Origin of the sequence: Enterococcus sp. AZ078 (assembly GCF_051714985.1) — a bacterium.
GTDB classification, from domain to species: Bacteria; Bacillota; Bacilli; order Lactobacillales; family Enterococcaceae; genus Enterococcus_B; species Enterococcus_B hirae.
The window spans coordinates 686,599-705,730 of sequence record NZ_JBIOSW010000001.1; the positions used below are offsets into that span (position 1 = coordinate 686,599).

The 19,132-nt window shown below is 37.0% G+C and carries 17 protein-coding genes; 15 read left to right on the top strand and 2 right to left on the bottom strand.

Features of this window, described 5'->3' with window-relative positions; translation table 11 throughout:
• Nucleotide 1 precedes the first annotated feature (1 nt).
• From IGJ18_RS03355 to IGJ18_RS03385, 7 genes are all read left to right on the top strand, one after another.
• Nucleotides 2-1,114 carry an amidohydrolase/deacetylase family metallohydrolase gene (locus tag IGJ18_RS03355; RefSeq protein ID WP_438842892.1) on the top strand — a complete coding sequence of 371 codons (1,113 nt, stop codon included), beginning with the start codon at nucleotides 2-4 and terminating at the stop codon, nucleotides 1,112-1,114.
• Complete coding sequence (locus IGJ18_RS03360) at nucleotides 1,098-2,204, top strand: DgaE family pyridoxal phosphate-dependent ammonia lyase (protein ID WP_096708390.1); 1,107 nt, start codon at nucleotides 1,098-1,100, stop codon at nucleotides 2,202-2,204. Before IGJ18_RS03355 ends, IGJ18_RS03360 begins: the two co-directional genes overlap by 17 nt.
• Before the next feature lie 20 nt (nucleotides 2,205-2,224).
• Nucleotides 2,225-2,965 (top strand): 2-dehydro-3-deoxy-phosphogluconate aldolase, encoded by a 741-nt coding sequence (dagF, locus tag IGJ18_RS03365; protein WP_010719929.1) that lies wholly within the window; start codon nucleotides 2,225-2,227, stop codon nucleotides 2,963-2,965.
• A 19-nt stretch (nucleotides 2,966-2,984) separates the two neighbouring features.
• Nucleotides 2,985-3,989, top strand: a complete 1,005-nt coding sequence (locus tag IGJ18_RS03370; RefSeq protein WP_053765925.1) for a sugar kinase — start codon at nucleotides 2,985-2,987, stop codon at nucleotides 3,987-3,989.
• 1,320 nt (nucleotides 3,990-5,309) lie between these two features.
• Nucleotides 5,310-5,885: a TIGR00730 family Rossman fold protein gene (locus IGJ18_RS03375; RefSeq protein WP_063626655.1), complete on the top strand. Its 576-nt coding sequence runs from the start codon at nucleotides 5,310-5,312 to the stop codon at nucleotides 5,883-5,885.
• Complete coding sequence (locus tag IGJ18_RS03380; protein WP_010719926.1) at nucleotides 5,885-6,325, top strand: nucleoside 2-deoxyribosyltransferase; 441 nt, start codon at nucleotides 5,885-5,887, stop codon at nucleotides 6,323-6,325. Before IGJ18_RS03375 ends, IGJ18_RS03380 begins: the two co-directional genes overlap by 1 nt.
• A 22-nt stretch (nucleotides 6,326-6,347) precedes the next feature.
• Nucleotides 6,348-7,052 carry a deoxynucleoside kinase gene (locus IGJ18_RS03385; protein WP_010719925.1) on the top strand — a complete coding sequence of 235 codons (705 nt, stop codon included), beginning with the start codon at nucleotides 6,348-6,350 and terminating at the stop codon, nucleotides 7,050-7,052.
• Nucleotides 7,053-7,794: 742 nt separating this feature from the next.
• Here IGJ18_RS03385 and IGJ18_RS03390 read toward each other — a convergent pair.
• Nucleotides 7,795-8,220 (bottom strand): hypothetical protein, encoded by a 426-nt coding sequence (locus IGJ18_RS03390; protein ID WP_438842893.1) that lies wholly within the window; start codon nucleotides 8,218-8,220, stop codon nucleotides 7,795-7,797.
• A gap of 396 nt (nucleotides 8,221-8,616) precedes the next feature.
• Between IGJ18_RS03390 and IGJ18_RS03395 the strand changes: the two genes are divergently transcribed.
• The 8 genes from IGJ18_RS03395 (at nucleotide 8,617) to IGJ18_RS03430 (ending at nucleotide 18,842) form a co-directional block, all read left to right on the top strand.
• The gene (locus IGJ18_RS03395; protein ID WP_438842894.1) at nucleotides 8,617-10,014 is read left to right on the top strand and encodes a glycoside hydrolase family 1 protein; all 1,398 of its coding nucleotides are present in this window, start codon (nucleotides 8,617-8,619) and stop codon (nucleotides 10,012-10,014) included.
• A gap of 366 nt (nucleotides 10,015-10,380) precedes the next feature.
• A complete protein-coding gene (locus tag IGJ18_RS03400) occupies nucleotides 10,381-11,457 on the top strand; it encodes an ABC transporter ATP-binding protein (protein ID WP_053765873.1) in 1,077 nt (358 codons plus the stop codon).
• On the top strand, nucleotides 11,457-12,344 hold the full coding sequence (locus IGJ18_RS03405; RefSeq protein ID WP_010719920.1) for a carbohydrate ABC transporter permease: 888 nt from the start codon (nucleotides 11,457-11,459) through the stop codon (nucleotides 12,342-12,344). The genes IGJ18_RS03400 and IGJ18_RS03405 overlap by 1 nt, the downstream gene beginning before the upstream one ends.
• On the top strand, nucleotides 12,341-13,159 hold the full coding sequence (locus IGJ18_RS03410) for a carbohydrate ABC transporter permease (protein WP_053765872.1): 819 nt from the start codon (nucleotides 12,341-12,343) through the stop codon (nucleotides 13,157-13,159). The genes IGJ18_RS03405 and IGJ18_RS03410 overlap by 4 nt, the downstream gene beginning before the upstream one ends.
• On the top strand, nucleotides 13,143-14,441 hold the full coding sequence (locus IGJ18_RS03415; protein WP_409534493.1) for an MBL fold metallo-hydrolase: 1,299 nt from the start codon (nucleotides 13,143-13,145) through the stop codon (nucleotides 14,439-14,441). The genes IGJ18_RS03410 and IGJ18_RS03415 overlap by 17 nt, the downstream gene beginning before the upstream one ends.
• 24 nt (nucleotides 14,442-14,465) lie before the next feature.
• A complete protein-coding gene (locus IGJ18_RS03420) occupies nucleotides 14,466-15,746 on the top strand; it encodes an extracellular solute-binding protein (RefSeq protein WP_063626665.1) in 1,281 nt (426 codons plus the stop codon).
• A 504-nt stretch (nucleotides 15,747-16,250) separates the two neighbouring features.
• Nucleotides 16,251-17,801, top strand: a complete 1,551-nt coding sequence (locus IGJ18_RS03425) for a bifunctional metallophosphatase/5'-nucleotidase (RefSeq protein WP_438842895.1) — start codon at nucleotides 16,251-16,253, stop codon at nucleotides 17,799-17,801.
• A 405-nt stretch (nucleotides 17,802-18,206) separates the two neighbouring features.
• Nucleotides 18,207-18,842 (top strand): hypothetical protein, encoded by a 636-nt coding sequence (locus IGJ18_RS03430; RefSeq protein WP_053765869.1) that lies wholly within the window; start codon nucleotides 18,207-18,209, stop codon nucleotides 18,840-18,842.
• 63 nt (nucleotides 18,843-18,905) lie between these two features.
• Here IGJ18_RS03430 and IGJ18_RS03435 read toward each other — a convergent pair whose 3' ends face one another.
• Entirely contained in the window at nucleotides 18,906-19,121 is a 216-nt protein-coding gene (locus IGJ18_RS03435; protein ID WP_438842896.1) for a hypothetical protein, read from the bottom strand.
• Between the last annotated feature and the right edge of the window lie 11 nt (nucleotides 19,122-19,132).

Consider the following 19,132-nt stretch of genomic DNA (forward strand, 5'->3'; position numbering starts at 1 on the left):
GATGTTCGATTTAGTAATCAGAAATGCTCGTACACTAACTGGCGAAACAATGGATATTGGGATCAATGATGGAAAAATACAGAAAATCGCAACAAGTATCCCAGAAAAAGGAAAAACAGAACAAACGTTGCAGCCAGGGCACTATCTTTCTGCTGGCTGGATCGATGACCATGTCCATTGTTTTGAGGAAATGACTTTATATTATGATTACCCAGACCAGATTGGTGTGAGTAAAGGGGTAACAACGGTTATCGATGCAGGAACAACAGGTGCCGAAAATATCCATCAATTTTATGAACGAGCAAAAAAAGCCAAAACCAATGTGTATGCCTTGTTGAATATTTCAAAGTGGGGCATCGTAGAACAAGATGAATTAGCTGATTTATCCAAGATACAAGCGAATTTGGTCAAAGAAAAATTGACTGAATTTCCAGAATTTATCGTGGGAATCAAAGCCAGAATGAGCAAAACCGTGGTTGGGAATAATGGATTGACACCGCTGGAATGGGCGAAAAAAATTCAAAAAGAGAATCATCAAATTCCTTTGATGGTGCATATTGGCTCTGCCCCACCACATTTAGAAGAAATTTTACAGCTTCTGGAAAAAGGCGATATCCTGACCCATTGTTTTAATGGGAAAGATAACGGGATTATGGAGAAAGAAACTCATCAGATTAAACCGTTTGTCAAAGATGCCTTAGCCAAAGGGGTGATTTTCGATATTGGTCATGGCACTGACAGTTTTAATTTTGAGGTGGCAAAAGCAGCCTATGACCAAGGAATCAAAGCGGACTCTATTAGCACGGATATCTATATTCGTAATCGAAAGAACGGCCCCGTTTACGATTTAGCGACAACGATGGAAAAATTGCATTTTATCGGCTATTCCTGGTCAGAAATTTTAGAAAAGGTAACTTGTGTGCCGGCTGAAAATTTTCATTTAGGAACGAAAGGTCAGATAGAAGTAGGTTTTGATGCGGATTTTACAATATTTGAATTTGTTGACCAAGAAAAGACGATTACTGACTCGAATGGACAACAGCAAGTGATCAATCAACAAATCAAACCAGTTAGCGTAATTATTGGGGGAAAGAGTTATGAGTGTAAGTTATGATAAATTCAATTTAAAAGAAGTGATCAACGCTTCAGGCCGGATGACGATTTTAGGCGTTTCCAAAGTATCGGAATCTGTTTTGGCAGCGCAACGCTTTGGCGGCGAACATTTTTTTGAAATGTCAGACCTGAGTGAAAAAACGGGTGCTTATCTGGCGAATCTCTTAGCAGTTGAGGATGTTCAGATCGTTTCTTGTGCTTCTGCTGGTATTGTTCAAGCAGTGGCAGCGGTTATTGGCAAAGGAAGTTTAACTCATGTTTATCATCCTTATTCAACAACTATCAAGAAAAAGGAAATTATTTTACCCAAAGGACACAATGTTGATTACGGCACATCCGTTGAATTAATGATTCAACAAGGTGGGGGGCAAGTAATCGAGGCAGGTTATGCCAATATGTGTAGCTCTGAACATCTTGAAAGCTGTATCACTGAAAATACCGCAGCGATTCTTTATGTCAAAAGTCACCATACGGTTCAAAAAAGTATGTTGTCAGTAGAAGAAGCAGTAGCAGTTGCCCAAAAACATGAAATCCCGTTGATTGTTGATGCAGCAGCAGAAGAGGATTTATTCAAATACACTAAACTAGGAGCGGATCTAGTGATCTATTCGGGTGCAAAGGCGATCGAAGGTCCAAGTGCAGGAATGGTGATTGGAAAGAATCCTTATATACCATGGGTGCGATTACAGTCAAAAGGGATCGGTCGTTCGATGAAAATCGGTAAAGAGAATATTTTAGGATTTACCCAAGCGGTCACCGATTATCTTGAACATGGCAGTGAATCTGGTGAGTCAATGAAGCGCCGTTTACAACCATTTGTTGAAGAGTTGAATCACATTGATCATTTGTCAGCAACTATTGTTCAAGATCCAGCTGGTCGAGAGATTTATCGAGCGAGTGTTAAAATCAGTGATCGTTCTGCACATTCAGTTATTCAGGCACTAAAAGAAAAAAATCCAGCAGTCTATACACGAGATTATCAAGCGAATCATGGTATCATTGAATTTGACATACGTTCGGTCAATCAAGAAGAAATGCAAAAAATCATTGTTCGCCTGCAAGAAATCATGAATGAAACAAAATTATCTTGAGTGAAAAAGGAGAGAAAAAAATGTCACGAATTCCTAACTATTTACATGATCAAGTTTGTTTGAATGTTTTAGCTAATTCTGTTGAAAATGCGGTGGAGTGTTATGAAGCAGCTGAAGGACATATTTTGCTGGGGGTGCTTTCAAAAAACTATGAAACAGACGAAGCAGCGATTGCTGACATGAAAAAGTATCAAGCAGCAACGAATAATGCGCTATCAGTTGGCTTGGGAGCAGGTGATCCAAATCAGAGTCAAATGGTGACTCGTTTGGCAAAAGTCTTGCAACCACAACATGTGAACCAAGTATTTACTGGAGTGGGTGCTTCACGAGCTGTGTTAGGTCAAAATGAAACAGTGGTCAATGGATTAGTTTCACCAACAGGTAAAGAAGGGTATGTCAATATTGCAACCGGTCCTTTAAGTTCTCAAGGTACAGCAGGCGTAGTCACGATTGAAACAGCGATTCGCTTACTGCAAGATATGGGAGGAACATCAATCAAGTATTTTCCAATGAAAGGGTTAGCACATCAAAAAGAGTATGAGGCGGTAGCGCAAGCTTGTGCCACTTATGATTTTGCATTAGAACCAACAGGAGGAATTGATTTAACCAACTTTGAAGAGATCCTTCAAATCGCTGTCGATGCCAAGGTGAAAAAGATTATTCCTCATGTCTACAGCTCGATTATTGACCCTGAAACGGGCAATACGAAGCCAGAAGATGTCCGGACATTACTACAAATCATGAAAAAAGTTGTCAGCTAAGATGAAAAAAGGTGAGAAAATGAAATTTGGGGCATTCGGAGAAGTGATGTTGCGATTGACACCTCCAGAACACTTGATGCTAGAACAAACCCATACATTAAGACTGGCATATACCGGAACAGGTGTGAATCTAGTTGGTAATCTAGCTCATTTTGATATGGAGAGTTATCTATTGACGGCTCTGCCCGATAATCGCTTAGGCAGTGCTGCGTTAGCTAACTTAAAAAGTATCGGTGTTGAAACGAAGTATGTAATCCAACAAGAACAACATATCGGTACCTATTTCGCAGAAATGGGGTATGGTGTTCGTCCTACTGAAGTTACTTACCAAAATCGAAAACATAGTTCTTTTGGATTGTCTCAAGAAAATGACTATGAATTACAGGCGTTTATTGAAACAGTAGATCTTGTGCATATTTGCGGGATCAGTTTGAGTTTGTCTGATCAGTGTGCCGAAACAGCGATTTCTCTTGCCAAGAAAGCTCATGCTCAAGGAAAAAAAGTATGTTTTGATTTCAACTTTCGGCCAACATTGAACCAGGAACAAGATCAAAGAAACATCTTGAAACAACGCTATGAGGAAATTTTACCTTATTGTACGATTTTATTTGGCTCGATCCGTGATTTGACGGAATTATTAGAATGGCGAACAAGCGATTCAACGAAAAATCCTATCGCCTATATCCAATCCTTTTTAGCTTATTATGACATCGAATGGTTTGCTGGTACGAAACGAACCAGCCATGAAGGAAGAAAACAATTAAAAGGATATTTGATCACCGTCACAGAAGACGTTGAAACACCTTTTTACGAGTTATTTGTTTTAGACCGAATTGGTGCAGGGGATGCTTTTGCGGCTGGGATATTATTAGGATATGCGGAAAACTGGTCATTGACTAGAACCGTCGAGTTTGCAACAGGAAATGCTCGTTTGGCTCACGCAATCCAAGGAGATGTTCCGCTCACAACTAGAAAACAGGTTCAACAATTACTAGATGCGCCAGATGTCGATTTGATTCGCTAAGAAATAGTCTTGCGATGAATGGACGAAATAAAATGCATCGGAGCGTTAAAAAAGTCTTGAAACGGGAATCAGTGTTTCAAGACTTTTTGACATCGTCTGAAATATTAAAAGTTAGCTTTTAGTAGATAGCAGATCAGCCAAGAGTTGAATAAGCTGATGGTAAAAATCCAGAAACGATTGGATAGACTTGCAACTGTAGCGGTCGTTTTAGATCGCTAACTTTCTCTGTTGTTTTTAGTGTCTAAAAGAAGGAGAAATATTTTTGACAAAAATCTGGGAGAAAAACAGTACAGTTTTTTGTAGGTTTTCGTTTTCTCTTGACTACCACGTAAGCGATCAGTATTATAAGGAACAGATAGAAACAGCCGAATAAAAAAAGGCACCTCCATTTCTAGTGGCAGCCAGAAACAGAGGTCTTGAAAAAGTCAACCACATTGACCAATCAAGTTTGCCATAGTCAATGGAAACCATCAACTTCGTTTATTGTATCGAATCTTAAAGGAGAAATCTACCTTTTTTGACGAGAAAAATAGATGAACTACATGTGTTTTATTTACTGTGCCATAAATGGATTGGATACGATGTGTCCAGTCCATTTTTTTATCCAAAAACATACACCTGAGGATAACGAGTAAAATGAAGATAGCAAGTGCAACAAATAGGGGAGAGTTTACTTGGGCGAGTAAAGTGTGTCAATGTTGGTTTTGGCTTTTTCAAGGAACATAAAAAAACACATGTTTTAGAATAAAAGCATTTGGCTGTTTCTATCATTTTTCAAGATCAGAACAATAATTGAGTGAGCCGTCGTACCATGAGATAAAACCGATATATTGAAGGAATGTAGATTTTCTTTCAAGTATTGGCTTATTTTTTTGCTATTAGATAAAAAGTTGGTCTTTCTTATTGGTTGTCAAAATGTGATGAATATCAGAAAATAGAACAATTCAAGAAAACATTTGATTGGGGAGTTCATGTACATAAAATTTTTAGCGAAACATTTACAGATAATGAAACATAACAATTATTTTATCAAATTTTTTTCGAGAAAAGAATGATGCTAGATTCTCGTTAAATGAGTGAATGTTATTGTCAGAACACGATGAAAGCAAGCTTTCTTAATTAAGAAAGTCGTTTCAAATTTAAACATTTATGTTATTTAATGTTTTTTTAAAATAAAAAAGATTAAAAAAATATTCACCAACAAACACTAGATATAGTGTTTTTTTCTTATATACCACTAAAAAATCACAAAATCTAGTCTTTTATTTTAAAAAAACAAGTGTAAAATGAAGTTAGACTTTTGAGTTGGGATGTGTTTTTTTGAAACTAACAGTTTTTTGTGGCTCCCGTTTTGGTAATAAAGAAAGCTATAAATTTATTGCCCAAACGTTAGGAAAATATATGGCTCAAGAAGAGATTGAGCTGGTTTATGGTGGATCAGAATCGGGTATCATGGGAGTTTTCAGTCAGACTTTACTAGAAAACAATGGGAAAGTCACTGGTATCTATCCAACAGGGCTTTTTGATTCTGAGTTACCGAATACAAATGTAACAACTTTTATTCCTACCGAGACAATCGACGAACGAAAAGTATTGTTATTTGAACAAGGAGATGCTGTTTTGATCTTTCCTGGAGGATTGGGAACCTTAGAAGAGTTTTCTCAACTTTTATCTTGGATGGCCATTGATTTAACAGCGAAGAAACCAATTGGTATTTTAGATATCGGAGGATATTATGAAGGTTTAAAGACGTTATTAGAAACGTTTGCCAAAGAAGAATTTATGGATGCCAAATGGCTGGATTACGTCTTTTTTTCAAATAACCCATTAGAACTAGTCGATTTATTACGCGCAGAAGTAAGTGAAACACAACAATTATTAGAGGAGGCAAATTAATGAGTCAAATTTATTTAGCAGGTCCATTCTTTTCAGAGGAGCAAGTCGAGCGTGTTGCTCGTATCGAAAAAGCATTGGAAGAAAATCCAACGGTGACTGGTTTTTATTCGCCAAGACATCATCAAGAAAGTAATTATGAAATGTTTAGTGCAGGTTGGGCACAAGAAGTTTATGAAAAAGATATGGCAGAATTAACAGCAGCTGATTACGTAGTAGCTATTTTAGATTATGAACATCAAATCATTGATCCAGGGACAGCTTATGAATTAGGGGCAGCAACAATGATGAAAAAACCAATGATTGTTTTCCAAGAAGAGACTGTTCCAACTAATTTGATGATTACTCAAAGTTTGCATACTTATTTAAAAACAGTTGACGAAGTACGTGACTACGATTTTAAAACATTACCAGTAACGAAATACGTAGGCGAGTACTTATAGAAATAGAAAGAGGAAGGATTGCATGTCAGTGATATTAATTTCAGGAACGATTGGTGCAGGAAAAAGCAGTTTGACAGATATGCTTGCGAAAGAAATCGACTCAAAACCATTTTATGAAAGTGTTGAGGACAATGAAGTGTTACCACTTTTTTATTCAAATCCAGAACAGTATGCTTTTTTATTGCAAATTTTCTTTTTGAATAAACGATTTTTAGCGATGAAAAATGCTTTAGTGGATGATGATAACGTGTTAGACCGTTCGATCTATGAAGATAGCCTGCTATTTCATTTAAATGCAGATCTAGGTCGAGTGACCGATATTGAAGTGCAACAATATGATAATTTATTGGATACGATGCTTAACGAGTTAGACGATGTTGCTCCTAAGAAACGTCCAGACTTGATGGTTCATATCAAAGTGTCCTTGGATACAATGTTGGATCGCATCAAAAAACGGGGTCGTGATTATGAACAGCTGGAAAGTGATGAGACACTTTATGACTATTATCGCTCTTTAAATCAACGTTATGATCAATGGTATGAAGATTTTGATGTTTGTCCGAAGATTCAAATCGATGGTGACCGCTTCGATTTTGTTGAAAAGCCAGAACATGCAAAAGAGGTCATTGAACAAATCCAACAAAAATTAGCAGAATTAAGCGATGTAGAGGCAGGGAAATACTTTACTGAGAATCAACATGCAAAAGGACAAGGACTGGGTCAGTAAACAGTCATAATGTTCCATTTTAAAAAGATGATGACATCGTTCATTTTAAGAAACAAGCTGGAAAACCTCCAAGATAGTCGAAACGATTTGGCGGTTTTCCAGCTTGTTTTTGATAGAGCGGTTCCTGAAAAGACATGATTCGAAAGAACACAGTTCGATAGTAATCAATTTATCAAGGAAAAAGCTGTTTTTGGCTAAGTGAAAAAGATAGTAAAAATAGATCAAAAGATTTGAACGTGTCTTTTGACATCTTCAAATCTTTTGACCTATTGGTATCCTGCCATACTTATACAAAATAAGGCCGAGACTTTATTTAACAGTTAAAACATCCGCATGTCTTTCTTTCGTATAGGATTCAAATGACTTAAATGAATCTTTTACAGTTTTATGACAGTGATCGCAAATACTTAAGCTTCCTTGATCACTAAATTCGGTATGAATATTTTTACTGGTTGTACAAGTACAATAATCATGACTATCAAATATACTCATTTTTTTCTCCTTTATCACATTGTGCTTACCCAATATACCAGAAAGAAATGGCAGAAACAAAAAAATTAAGAGAAATTAACAATTTCTCTTAATTCCGGTTAATTCCTAGCGAGTGAGCCATGTCAGCTCTCGTTTTTTTGTACGAAGTGACAAGAAAACAGCCAGAACAGTTGCAAGTTTTTTCAAAAATAAAAGCTGTTCTAAAAGTTTTTCCTTTACTGATCAGGTCAAGTCGGTCTTTTTAGGTCTTTTACAAACTATAAATATTTCCGTCCTGATCTTTGATTCGGTAGTTTCCGATCTTTTTGAAGGTAACGGATACTTCTTTACCATCTTCTTTACCAGAGATGGTATAAGTGTCTGCTTCGGTCTTGATCTTGATATCATTGAGTACTGTTTTTTCTTGAGAAGTACTTGCGGTATCTTTTTCAGTTCCTGTATAGGTACGTGTCCATTCCATTTTATGATCGCTAAAAATGATTTGCCCACTGACTAAATTCATGTCTTTGCGGACTTTTAATGAATAGTTACTGTTACTGATATCCTCTTTTTCAGCTTGTAGAGTCGATGAATCTGTCGTTTGGTCTGCTGAATTACCAGAGCCACCGAATAGGCTGCATCCTGATAAAGTAAAACAGCTGACAAGCGAAAGAACCATGATGACTAATTTCTTCAAAATATTTCCTCCATTGTATGATACAGCTTTAACTACAAACGGTGTGAATCCTCTAGTCAACCAAGTTGGCTGGATTTCTGTCGTTGCGTTTACTGTGACTAATAAATTAGTATAGCTTCTATTATAAGATTTAGGAATACTAGCTTTTGTCTATTCCATTGAAAAAAGGTGTTTATGTCTCTTCTATTCAATCTCATTTCTTTACAGATGTCAACTCCCCTTCAAAAGGACTGGTTTGCTCAGTACAGCAAATGAAGTAGGGGTGTACGAGTCGTTTCAACTAAATAAAACGTTTGCTAAATTAACTTGTAACTGGTGTAAACGTTTGCTATATTGAGTAGGGAACAAGTATTATTTAGCAAATAAACTGAACTCTTTAATAGAAGGTGTGAGTGGATGACAAATTATCAATTTCCAAGTAATTTTTGGTGGGGATCAGCCGCAAGTGGCCCGCAAACAGAAGGTCGTGTTGCTGGCGATGGTAAAGGAGAGAATATTTTTGATTATTGGTTTAGCCAAGAACCAGAAAAGTTCTTTAATCAAGTAGGTCCTGAAAAGACATCACAAGTGTACACGAAGTATAAAGAAGACGTTCAATTAATGAAACAAACTGGACACAATAGTTTTCGTACTTCGATCCAATGGAGTCGCCTGATTCCTGAAGGGACTGGCGAAGTGAATCAACAAGCTGTTGATTTTTACCATGCGTATTTCGATGAATTGATCGCTAATGGCATTGAACCATTTGTGAATTTATATCATTTTGATATGCCGATGCCTTTGCAAGAAAAAGGCGGATGGCTCAATCGGGAAACGGTTGAAGCGTATGAAAGGTATGCTAAGATTTGTTTTGAATTATTTGGGACGAAAATCAAAAAATGGTTTACCCATAATGAACCAATCGTGCCAGTTGAAGCTGGGTATCTTTACCGTTGGCATTACCCGGAAGAGTCCGATATGAAAAAGGCGATCCAAGTAGGCTATCATGAAGCGCTGGCTTCTGCATTAGCCGTCAAAGCGTATCATTCCATGGCGTTAGATGGTTCAATCGGAATCATTTTGAATCTAACACCAAGCTATCCTCGGGATGAAAACAACCCAGAAGATGTCAAAGCAGCTAAATTAGCTGATGCCTTTTTTAATCGTTCGTTTCTTGATCCAGCAGTTAAAGGTGAGTTCCCACCAGAATTGATCGCCATTGTGAAAGAATTAGACATGGTACCAGCGATGCAAGAAGATGACTTAGCGATCATTAAAGAAAATACCATTGACTTATTAGGGATCAATTATTACCAACCAAGAAGGGTCAAAGCAAAAGAAACACCGATTGATCATGAAAATGGACCAATGCCAGAAGATTATTTTGATAATTATGAAATGCCAAATCGTAAAATGAATCCTTATCGTGGTTGGGAAATTTATGAAAAGGGAATTTATGATATCTTAATCAATGTTCGAGACCATTATGGTAATATTGACTGTTTCATTTCTGAAAACGGTATGGGTGTTGAAAATGAAGCACGTTTTATCGAAGAAGATGGGATGATCCACGATGATTATCGCATTGAATTTGTCCAAGAACATCTAAAATATGTTCATCAAGCAATCGAAGAAGGTGCTAATTGCTTGGGGTATCATATGTGGACGTGTATGGATAACTGGTCGTGGACCAATGCTTACAAAAATCGTTATGGATTTATTTCCGTTGATTTAGCGAATGATGGTAAACGGACGATCAAAAAATCTGGTCACTGGTTTAAAAAACTATCTGATACCAACCAATTTACAATATAAAAAAGTCAACGTTCCTCTTGCTCCGTTTAATAAACGGTCAAGAGGAATATTTTTGTTTGTTTGAAAAATTAGAATACAATGAAAACGCTTTTGAATGTATATAAATAAAGAATGTTATTTGATATCTTTATAAAGTAAGTATGCTTTTTAAGTGATTTTTTCAGTTTTTATCAATTGTAACCGTTTCTATATGATTAAAATACGAACGTTATCTTTTTTTGGAGGAAGTGTGAGCAGATGGTTTTCTTTTCAAGATATTTACACAGAATTAAATCAATCTACACATAGAAGCGTTAGCATTGATTATAAGGTAGAAATTATTAACACCTGTAAAAAGAAATTTTATTACGTGAGGGGCTATGAAAAATGATTGAGGTTATCAATCTGAAGAAAGTATTCGATAATGGGTTTGAAGCACTGAAGTCTGTTGATTTTCAAATCGAAAAAGGGGATTTGGTTTGTTTGCTTGGCCCTAGTGGTTGTGGAAAATCAACGATTTTGAATTTGATTGCGGGGTTATTAAGCCCTAGTCATGGGGACATTCGTTTTAGTGGAGAGTCGGTGGTACGAACGGAACCGAAAGATCGGAATATTGGTTTTGTATTTCAAAATTATGCTTTATACCCGCATATGACTGTGGTTGAGAATATTATGTTTCCATTGACGGTTGGCGAAAATAAAATCAAAAAAGCAGAAGCTAAAAAAATATCACAGGAATATATGAAACTAACGAATATCGAAGAACTCCAAGATAAAAAACCAGGGACTTTATCAGGTGGACAACAACAACGTGTGGCTATTACACGAGCCTTAGTCCAGAAACCAGAAGTTTTATTATTAGACGAGCCCTTAAGTAATTTGGATGCACGCTTGCGATTAAAGATACGAGAAGAAATCCGTCGTTTGGTAAAAGAAGTTGGAATCACTACGATTTTTGTGACGCATGATCAAGAAGAAGCACTTTCGATTAGTGACAAAATTATTTTACTGAATGAAGGTGTGATTCAACAAAATGATATTCCGCAGAATTTATACTTAGACCCGGCTAACCTTTTTGTTGCCAATTTTATCGGTAACCCGATCATCAATACGTTACCGGTCGAGGTCAATGTTCGTGAAGGGAAAATCAGCCATACGGATTTTCAAATTCCTCTGACGAAACTGGAATCCGCTCAATTAAGAAAACCATTAGTGGATGGAAAATATATCTTAGGGATTCGACCAGAAGACGTTTTTCCAACGACTAACGGATTGTTCGAAGTACAAGTTTCTGGAGTTGAATTGATCGGACGTGAACAGATTTTGAATTTTTCGCTCGCTGCGAAACGTCTGAAATCGATCGTTAGTATTGAAAAGCTCATCGAAGAAGATACGGTACTCTCTTTTGATTTCCAGTACCATAAAATGTTTCTTTTCGATGACCAAGGGGAGCGGGTGTACTAATGTTCAAAAAAGCATATGATCCAGAAAATCAACCGAAAGCTTGGTTCTTCTTACTGCCATCATTGGTCATTATTGTTTTGTTCAGTATCTATCCGTTGTTCCGTTCACTAGCGATGAGCTTTCAAAAAGGCTCCTTAATCAATCAACAATTTGCAGGAATTGAGAATTATCAGCGTGTGTTGTCAGACCCAGTCTTTATCAAAGCATTAAGAAACACCGCATTATTTGCTTTTACAGTTGTTCCTATTTCATTGCTCCTTTCACTGGGAATCGCTTGGGTGATCTTTGAAAAAGTGAAACATAAGACTTTTTTTGAAACGATTTTTTTCATGCCTTATGTGACAAGTACGATTGCTATCGGGATCGTCTTTCGCTATTTTTTCAACGGGTCCTATGGGCTCATTAATTATTTGCTGAATTTTTTAGGATTTGAATCAATCAATTGGTTAGATAATGTTTCGATGAGTATGACAACGTTGATCATCTTTGGGGTTTGGACCAGTCTCGCATTCAATATCATTATCTTATTGGCTGGTTTAAGAAATATTGACGAAGAGCATTATAAAATTGCTCGAATGTTTGGAGCAGATGCTTGGGAGATTTTTAGTCGGATCACGTTTCCTCAATTGATCCCAACGATCACCTTCTTGTTGACTGTCAATATCATCGGAGCGTTTAAAGTCTATACTCAAGTCTATGCTTTGTTTGGTGGGCAGCCAGGGATCGCCAAAAGTGCTACGACAGCGGTCTTTTATATTTACGATAAATTCCACATCGCTGGTCGACCAGGGATCGCTATGGCGGCGACGGTCATTTTGTTCCTCGTCATTTTACTGATCACATTTATTCAAAATAAATTGTTGAAGAAAGTAGGGAGAAGAGGATGAAAAAAGTTGTTACAGGACTCTCATTGCTATTTATCGGAATTTTAGGGATCGTAACGATTTTTCCATTTATTTATATGATTTTAGCTGGGTTGATGACATATAGTGAGGCAACGAGTATTCCGCCAACCATACTGCCAACATCATTTCAATGGGGAAATTATACGGAGGTATTTGAAAAAGCACCATTTTTACGTTATTTCTTCAATACCGTCTTTGTTTCGTTAGTAACTACGATCGCTACAGTCATCACATCTGTTTTAGCGGCTTTTGCGTTAACAAGTCTGGAATTTCGTTTTAAAAAATTGATTATCGGGATCATGATCTCATTACTAATGGTTCCTTATGAGTCCATTATTTTTACGAATTACAATACGATTTCACGAATGGGATTACTAAACAGCTATAGTGCATTGATCATTCCTTTCTTGACCAGTATTTTTTATATTTATTATTTGAACGGGTATTTAAAGAGTATTTCCAGTACCTTTTATAAAGCAGCTAAAATCGATGGTGCCAGTGATCTAGAGTATATTTGGAAAATTTTAGTGCCGATGTCTAAACCAGCATTAGTCACGGTGGGTATCTTGACGTTTATTTCAAGTTGGAATTCATTTTTATGGCCACTGCTTGTGACGAACGAGAAAAAATTCCGCCTGTTAAATAATGGTTTAGCTGCTTTTACCTCTGAAAGTGGGAGTGACGTTCATTTACAAATGGCGGCGGCGACGTTAACAGTTATCCCGATTTTGATTATTTATTTGATTTTTAGAAAAGAAATTATACGAGGAGTGGCGAAAAATGGAATCAAAGGATAAAACAGTGATTACTTTCCATAGCGGAATCTTAACGATCGGTGGAACGATCATTGAAGTTGCCTACCGCGATTCACACATCTTTTTTGATTTTGGCACAGAGTACCGTCCAGAATTAGACTTAGCTGATGAATCTTTAAATACATTGCTTGAACATCGATTGATTCCTGACTTGAATGGATTATATGATCCAAGGCTGTTTGATCAAGTACAGCACATACAAACAGGAGAAAGAGAGCCGTATCAGCATACAGCCGTTTTCTTATCTCACGCTCATTTGGATCATTCAAAAATGATCAATTATCTTGATCCAGCAATTCCTTTATACACTTTAAATGAAACGAAGCAAATCTTACATTCCCTTCATCGAAACAACGATTTCTTGATTCCTTCTCCTTTTGAAAAAGAAGGGTTTGTACGTGAAATGAATGGATTATCTCCTTATGAAACTGTTCAGATCGGAGAAATCAGTGTGGAGATTCTACCAGTCGATCATGATGCGTATGGTGCAGCTGCTTTACTAATCAAAACGCCTGACCGATTCTTGACTTACACTGGTGACTTGCGTCTTCATGGATATGACCGGCAAATGACAGAAACGTTTTGTCAAAAATCATTTCAGACTGACTTATTGATGATGGAAGGCGTCAGCATCAGTTTTCCTGACCGAGAAATAAGCGAACAAACGCCAATTGCTACGGAAGAAGAGCTAGTTCAGCGCTTTTGTGAACTGGTCGATCAATATCCTAATCGTCAAATTACTTTCAATGGGTACCCAGCAAACCTTAAACGCTTTGAAATGCTGGTGAAACAATCCCCGCGAACGATGGTTTTAGAAGCGAATATGGCTGCATTAATGAAAGAAGTTCTAGGAATGGATGTGCCCTATTACTATTTAACGGATAGTCCAGTCATTCCGATTCTTCAGTCAGAATTAGAATATCCCTACGAAGTTTTACGCAACGATGAAACAACTTTTGTTTGGCAAGTCGTTGATAATATAGAAAACTTGCAAGGAGGAGGTTTATACATTCATAGTGATGCCCAACCATTGGGAGATTTTGATCCACAATATGCTGTCTTTTTAAAGATTTTAGCTGAAAAGCAAGTTGAATTTGTTCGATTATCGCTGTCTGGACACGCATTTCCAGCTGATTTAGCTGAAATCATCGACAAGATACAACCAAAAGTGTTAGTGCCGATCCATACGTTAAAACCCGAGAAATTAGTCAATCCTTATGGAGAAAGAATTTTGCCAAAACGTGGCGAACAAATTATTTTATAAGAGAAAAGGGAGAGTAAAAAGAAGATGAAAATGAAAAAATGGGCTTCTGTGTTTGTGGCTGCAGCAGCAGTATTTGCGTTAAGTGCTTGTGGAAAGAATGAAAAGGTAGATAGTTCAAGTGAGGATATCGTAACAGAAATCAATGAAAAGACAACGATCAACTTCTGGCATGCGATGAATGGTGCGCAAGAAGAAGCATTAACTAAACTTACAGATGACTTCATGAAAGAAAATCCTAATATCAAGGTAGAGTTGCAAAATCAATCGCAATATTCGGATCTTCAAGCAAAAATCAATTCGACATTACCTTCACCTAAGGATCTGCCGACAATCACTCAAGCTTATCCAGGATGGCTATGGAATGCCGCTCAAGATGAGATGTTGGTTGATTTAAACCCTTATATCGAAAATGATACGATTGGCTGGAAGGATCAGGAAGAAATCCGTGATTCATTATTAGAAGGTGCTAAAATTGATGACAAGCAATATGGTATCCCTTTTAACAAATCAACGGAAATGCTTTTCTACAATGCAGATCTATTAAAACAATATAACGTTGAAGTACCGACGACACTAGCAGAATTAAAAGAAGCTTCAAAAACGATCTATGAAAAATCAGATGGGCAAGTGGTGGGTGCTGGGTTTGATTCATTGAATAACTACTATGCGATTGGTATGAAAAATCAAGGTGTTGATTTTGACAAAGACTTAGCTTTAGATGGGAAAGAATCACAAAAAGTGATCGATTACTATGCTGAGGGCGTCAAAGATGGTTATTTCCGAATTGCTGGATCGGATAAGTACTTGTCAGGTCCTTTTGCAAATGAACAAGTGGCAATGTTTGTTGGCTCGATTGCTGGAGAAGGTTATGTGAAAAAAGATACTGAAGGAAAATTTGAGTATGGCGTTGCGCCGCGTCCTGAAAAAATCAATTTGCAACAAGGAACGGATATCTATATGTTCAGTAGTGCCAGTGCTGAAAAACGCACAGCTGCTTTTGAATATATGAAATTTTTAGCGCAACCGGAAAACCAACTGTATTGGGCAAATATGACTGGTTATATGCCAATCGTTGAATCGGTTCTTGAAAGTGATGAATACAAGAATTCTACAGAAACAAAAGTACCACAATATTTAGAAGCAGCTACTTCTGATCTATTCTCGATCCCTGTGATTGAAAACGCAGATCCTGCTTATAATGAGGTACGTTCGATCATGGAAAACATTTTATCGAATACGAATCAAGATACGAAGAAACTGATAAAAGATTCCGTTCCTCAATTGGAAGATGCTTGGAATCAATAAACAATCGAACGAAAGAACGTTAAGAACGTTAGCTTGTTTGCTTTAAGCGGTTGTGACAAAAGTGTTTAACATCAAGAAATAAGAAGGAGTTTCCGAAATTTTCTTCTCAAATTTTGGGTCAATTTCGGCTTATTTTTCGAAGATGCTGCTTTTGTCTCGCTGTGAACAAGAGGCTGTGAGAGAAGCGTTTAGCAAGAGGTCGTGAAAACATCGGGTAGCTCTGATGACAATAAGAAAGAATTTTTTGAAACAGCTTCTCATGTTTTGAAAAATTCAGGCTTATTTCAAGGAGCTGATGTTTGAACACCGTTTAGCAAGAGGCTGTGAAAGAAGCGTTCAACTCCGAGCGAATAAGAGAGGATTTTTTAAAATAGCTCCTCATATTTTAGAAAATCATCGCTTATTGTTGAGGAGTTGCTTCTTGAACGCCGTTTATTCGTTTTTAGAGAGACTAAAAGAGACTGAGGCAAGTTTTGGTTCAGTCTCATGAAATGGGAGACAAGTATGAAAATAACATTGTTAGCAACTAGTGACGTCCATGGGTATATCTATCCAACGAACTATGCGACGGATCAAGAACAACCTTATGGCTATGCAAAAATTGCCAGTAGGATCAAACAAATCAGAGAAGCTAGCCCAGACCCTCTTTATGTCATTGATAACGGTGACTTCATTCAGGGGTCACCTTTTAGTTACTACTTAGCAAAACACCAAGATCACCACGTCTCAGAATTAACGAATGTCTTAAATGAAATGGATGTGGATGCTAGTATATTAGGAAATCATGAATTTAATTATGGCTTATCTTACTTAGAACAAGCTATCGCTAGTTATCATCATCCTGTATTATCCGCTAATATTTTAACGAGCAAAGGCGATCCTTATTTTGGACAGCCCTATGTGATGATTGAAAAACAAGGGATCAAAGTGGCGATTTTAGGGTTGACCACGCAATATATCCCCCATTGGGAACAACCTGAAACAATTAAAGACCTACAATTTGTATCTGCAGTTGAAGCAGCGAAACAGTATGTACCTAAACTTAGAGAATTAGCAGATGTAGTGGTTGTAGCTTATCATGGTGGATTCGAGAAAGATTTAGAGACTGGCGAACCCACCGAAGCATTGACTGGCGAAAATGAAGGCTTCCAACTACTCCAAGAAGTAGCTGGGATGGATGCGTTGATTACTGGGCACCAACATCGAGTGATTGCTGCGAAGGTAAATGGTGTGCCGATTATCCAACCGGGCTATCGTGGCGAATTTTTAGGTAAAATCGAATTATCCTTGGAACGAACGGTTAATGGTTATCGTGTTTCGGACGGAAAAGCAGAACTGATTTCCTTAGTAACTGACGAGGCAGATGAAGACATTCTTTCGCTTGTTCAAAAAACAGAAAATGAATTGCAAACATGGCTTGATCAACCAGTGGGAGAGGTACAAGGAGACATGAAAATCACTGATCCGATGCAAGCACGAATCGTGGAACATCCTTATATTGAGTTTATTAATCGGGTGCAAATGGCTGCCAGCGGAGTATCGATTTCTGGAACGGCTCTGTTCAACAATGAAGGTCAAGGATTCAATGAAACTATTACAATGAGAGAAATTATTACCAATTATATTTATCCTAATACTTTAGCAGTTCTTAAAATTACAGGGCAGGATCTAAGAGATGCCTTAGAACAAACAGCAAACTTCTTGGCAATAGAATCAGGCGAGATCGTATTTAATCCTGCGTTCATTGAACCTAAACCACAGTATTATAATTATGACATGTATGAGGGCATTGATTATGAGATCGATTTACGTCAACCAGTAGGGCAAAGGATCACTAAATTAGCCAGAGTAGGCAAACCGATCCATCCTGAGGAAGAGCTGGAAGTAGTCATGAATCAGTACAGAGCGGTCGGTGGTGGGAATTATCACATGTTTTCTGCCGATAAAATCATTCGTGAAATCCAAATCGATATGACTGAACTGATTGCTGATTATTTAAGAAAACATCAACAAATTCATGCTGAAGTAAATCATAACTTTCGGGTAATCAAGTAAACAAGGGGGACAGAAATTAGTGAAGTCTGTCTATTCAAGTCTATTCAAGAAAAGAGCAAGCCAAAACGAAGGTAAATAAATCGAAGCATGCAATTAACAAAATTGTTTATCAAAACTAATCCAAAAGGTAATTGTTGTAAATGATTAACAGTCTCAAGTGTTGTAAGTTTCAGGTTATTTTCAATGTACTTATAACGTTTTTTTGGTGAAAGTATGATCTTAGAAACGTTCTAAATTTGCTTTACTATAAATTTAGTTACAACCTTTTTTATAAAACGATCCATCAGTATGGGTTATTTATAAAAAAATTTTCGTTATTTAATATCTTTTTTTACTTTTTTGTCTTTACTCTTCATTTTTTGTATATAATGGAATAGGCAAATTTGAATGGGAGTGGAGAAAGGTATGAGAAAAAAACGTCCTTTTCTTCTCTTTTGGTTAGTTGGTTTTTTCTTACTGCTTTTTTTATCAGCCGCAGTTTCAGGAAAAATGACAGCAGATATCGCTCAACTAGAAACAGAAAAAATCATTGCAAGTAAAGAATCAGTAGATAAATTTAAAAAAGAATTTTCTACTTATTGGTGGAAGGATTACAAGATAGTAGCCAACTATGATAAGGGAGAATTAGAGCTTTATTTGCCAAAAGACAAGGAAAGTAATCAGTTTATCAATATTGATGATGTCTTAAGTGCTATTTCGTTAAGACAATATCAATTCAACGATAAACATTTGACCGTCTTACTTTTAACCAATGACGGAGAAAAACTAGCTCGATTAAAGAACGGAAAAGTAATAACCAGCTATTCAGATAAGGTGAATCGTGAGGTTGTTAGTACCCGTCTGAAAGATTGGATAAAAATGAATAAAGAAGTCAAAGAAAATTCTGATACGACTCAGGTTGAGCCGACTCAGGAAAGTTCTTCTGAACGTTCGGAAACAATTCAAAGTACGACCCAAAGTAAGTCCAAGACGCAATCGAGTCGTACAACTAAAAATAGCACAAAAAACAGCAAAGCAAGTCAGCAACAGAAGGCAAAGTAACACGAGTATTTTAGTAAGAGTACGCAAACTGGGAAATAGATGAGACAGCCCGTCTTTTCCAGCTCAAGTACTGAGAGGTGCATGATAGTCATTCATTTGAAATGATGAAAGTTCATTTGTTTTTACTAAGTTACTGTTTTCTGCTGAATCTTTGACTGATTGTTCTTGCTTCATTCGATAACTAGAACTATTGTAGTTCAGGTTGACCAAAACAAAAACAGCTAACAAAAACTCCTCAGGATGGACATATTTAGTCTGAGGGGTTCTTTTTTTTGGCATAGATATCCATA

Bases quoted from the DNA above. Each gene is read 5' to 3' on its own strand.
- IGJ18_RS03355 (WP_438842892.1), top strand. From the start codon at position 2: ATGTTCGATTTAGTAATCAGAAATGCTCGTACACTAACTGGCGAAACA.
- IGJ18_RS03360 (WP_096708390.1), top strand. From the start codon at position 1,098: ATGAGTGTAAGTTATGATAAATTCAATTTAAAAGAAGTGATCAACGCT.
- dagF (WP_010719929.1), top strand. From the start codon at position 2,225: ATGTCACGAATTCCTAACTATTTACATGATCAAGTTTGTTTGAATGTT.
- IGJ18_RS03370 (WP_053765925.1), top strand. From the start codon at position 2,985: ATGAAATTTGGGGCATTCGGAGAAGTGATGTTGCGATTGACACCTCCA.
- IGJ18_RS03380 (WP_010719926.1), top strand. From the start codon at position 5,885: ATGAGTCAAATTTATTTAGCAGGTCCATTCTTTTCAGAGGAGCAAGTC.
- IGJ18_RS03385 (WP_010719925.1), top strand. From the start codon at position 6,348: ATGTCAGTGATATTAATTTCAGGAACGATTGGTGCAGGAAAAAGCAGT.
- IGJ18_RS03395 (WP_438842894.1), top strand. From the start codon at position 8,617: ATGACAAATTATCAATTTCCAAGTAATTTTTGGTGGGGATCAGCCGCA.
- IGJ18_RS03400 (WP_053765873.1), top strand. From the start codon at position 10,381: ATGATTGAGGTTATCAATCTGAAGAAAGTATTCGATAATGGGTTTGAA.
- IGJ18_RS03405 (WP_010719920.1), top strand. From the start codon at position 11,457: ATGTTCAAAAAAGCATATGATCCAGAAAATCAACCGAAAGCTTGGTTC.
- IGJ18_RS03410 (WP_053765872.1), top strand. From the start codon at position 12,341: ATGAAAAAAGTTGTTACAGGACTCTCATTGCTATTTATCGGAATTTTA.
- IGJ18_RS03415 (WP_409534493.1), top strand. From the start codon at position 13,143: ATGGAATCAAAGGATAAAACAGTGATTACTTTCCATAGCGGAATCTTA.
- IGJ18_RS03420 (WP_063626665.1), top strand. From the start codon at position 14,466: ATGAAAATGAAAAAATGGGCTTCTGTGTTTGTGGCTGCAGCAGCAGTA.
- IGJ18_RS03425 (WP_438842895.1), top strand. From the start codon at position 16,251: ATGAAAATAACATTGTTAGCAACTAGTGACGTCCATGGGTATATCTAT.
- IGJ18_RS03430 (WP_053765869.1), top strand. From the start codon at position 18,207: ATGAGAAAAAAACGTCCTTTTCTTCTCTTTTGGTTAGTTGGTTTTTTC.
- IGJ18_RS03435 (WP_438842896.1), bottom strand. From the start codon at position 19,121: ATGCCAAAAAAAAGAACCCCTCAGACTAAATATGTCCATCCTGAGGAG.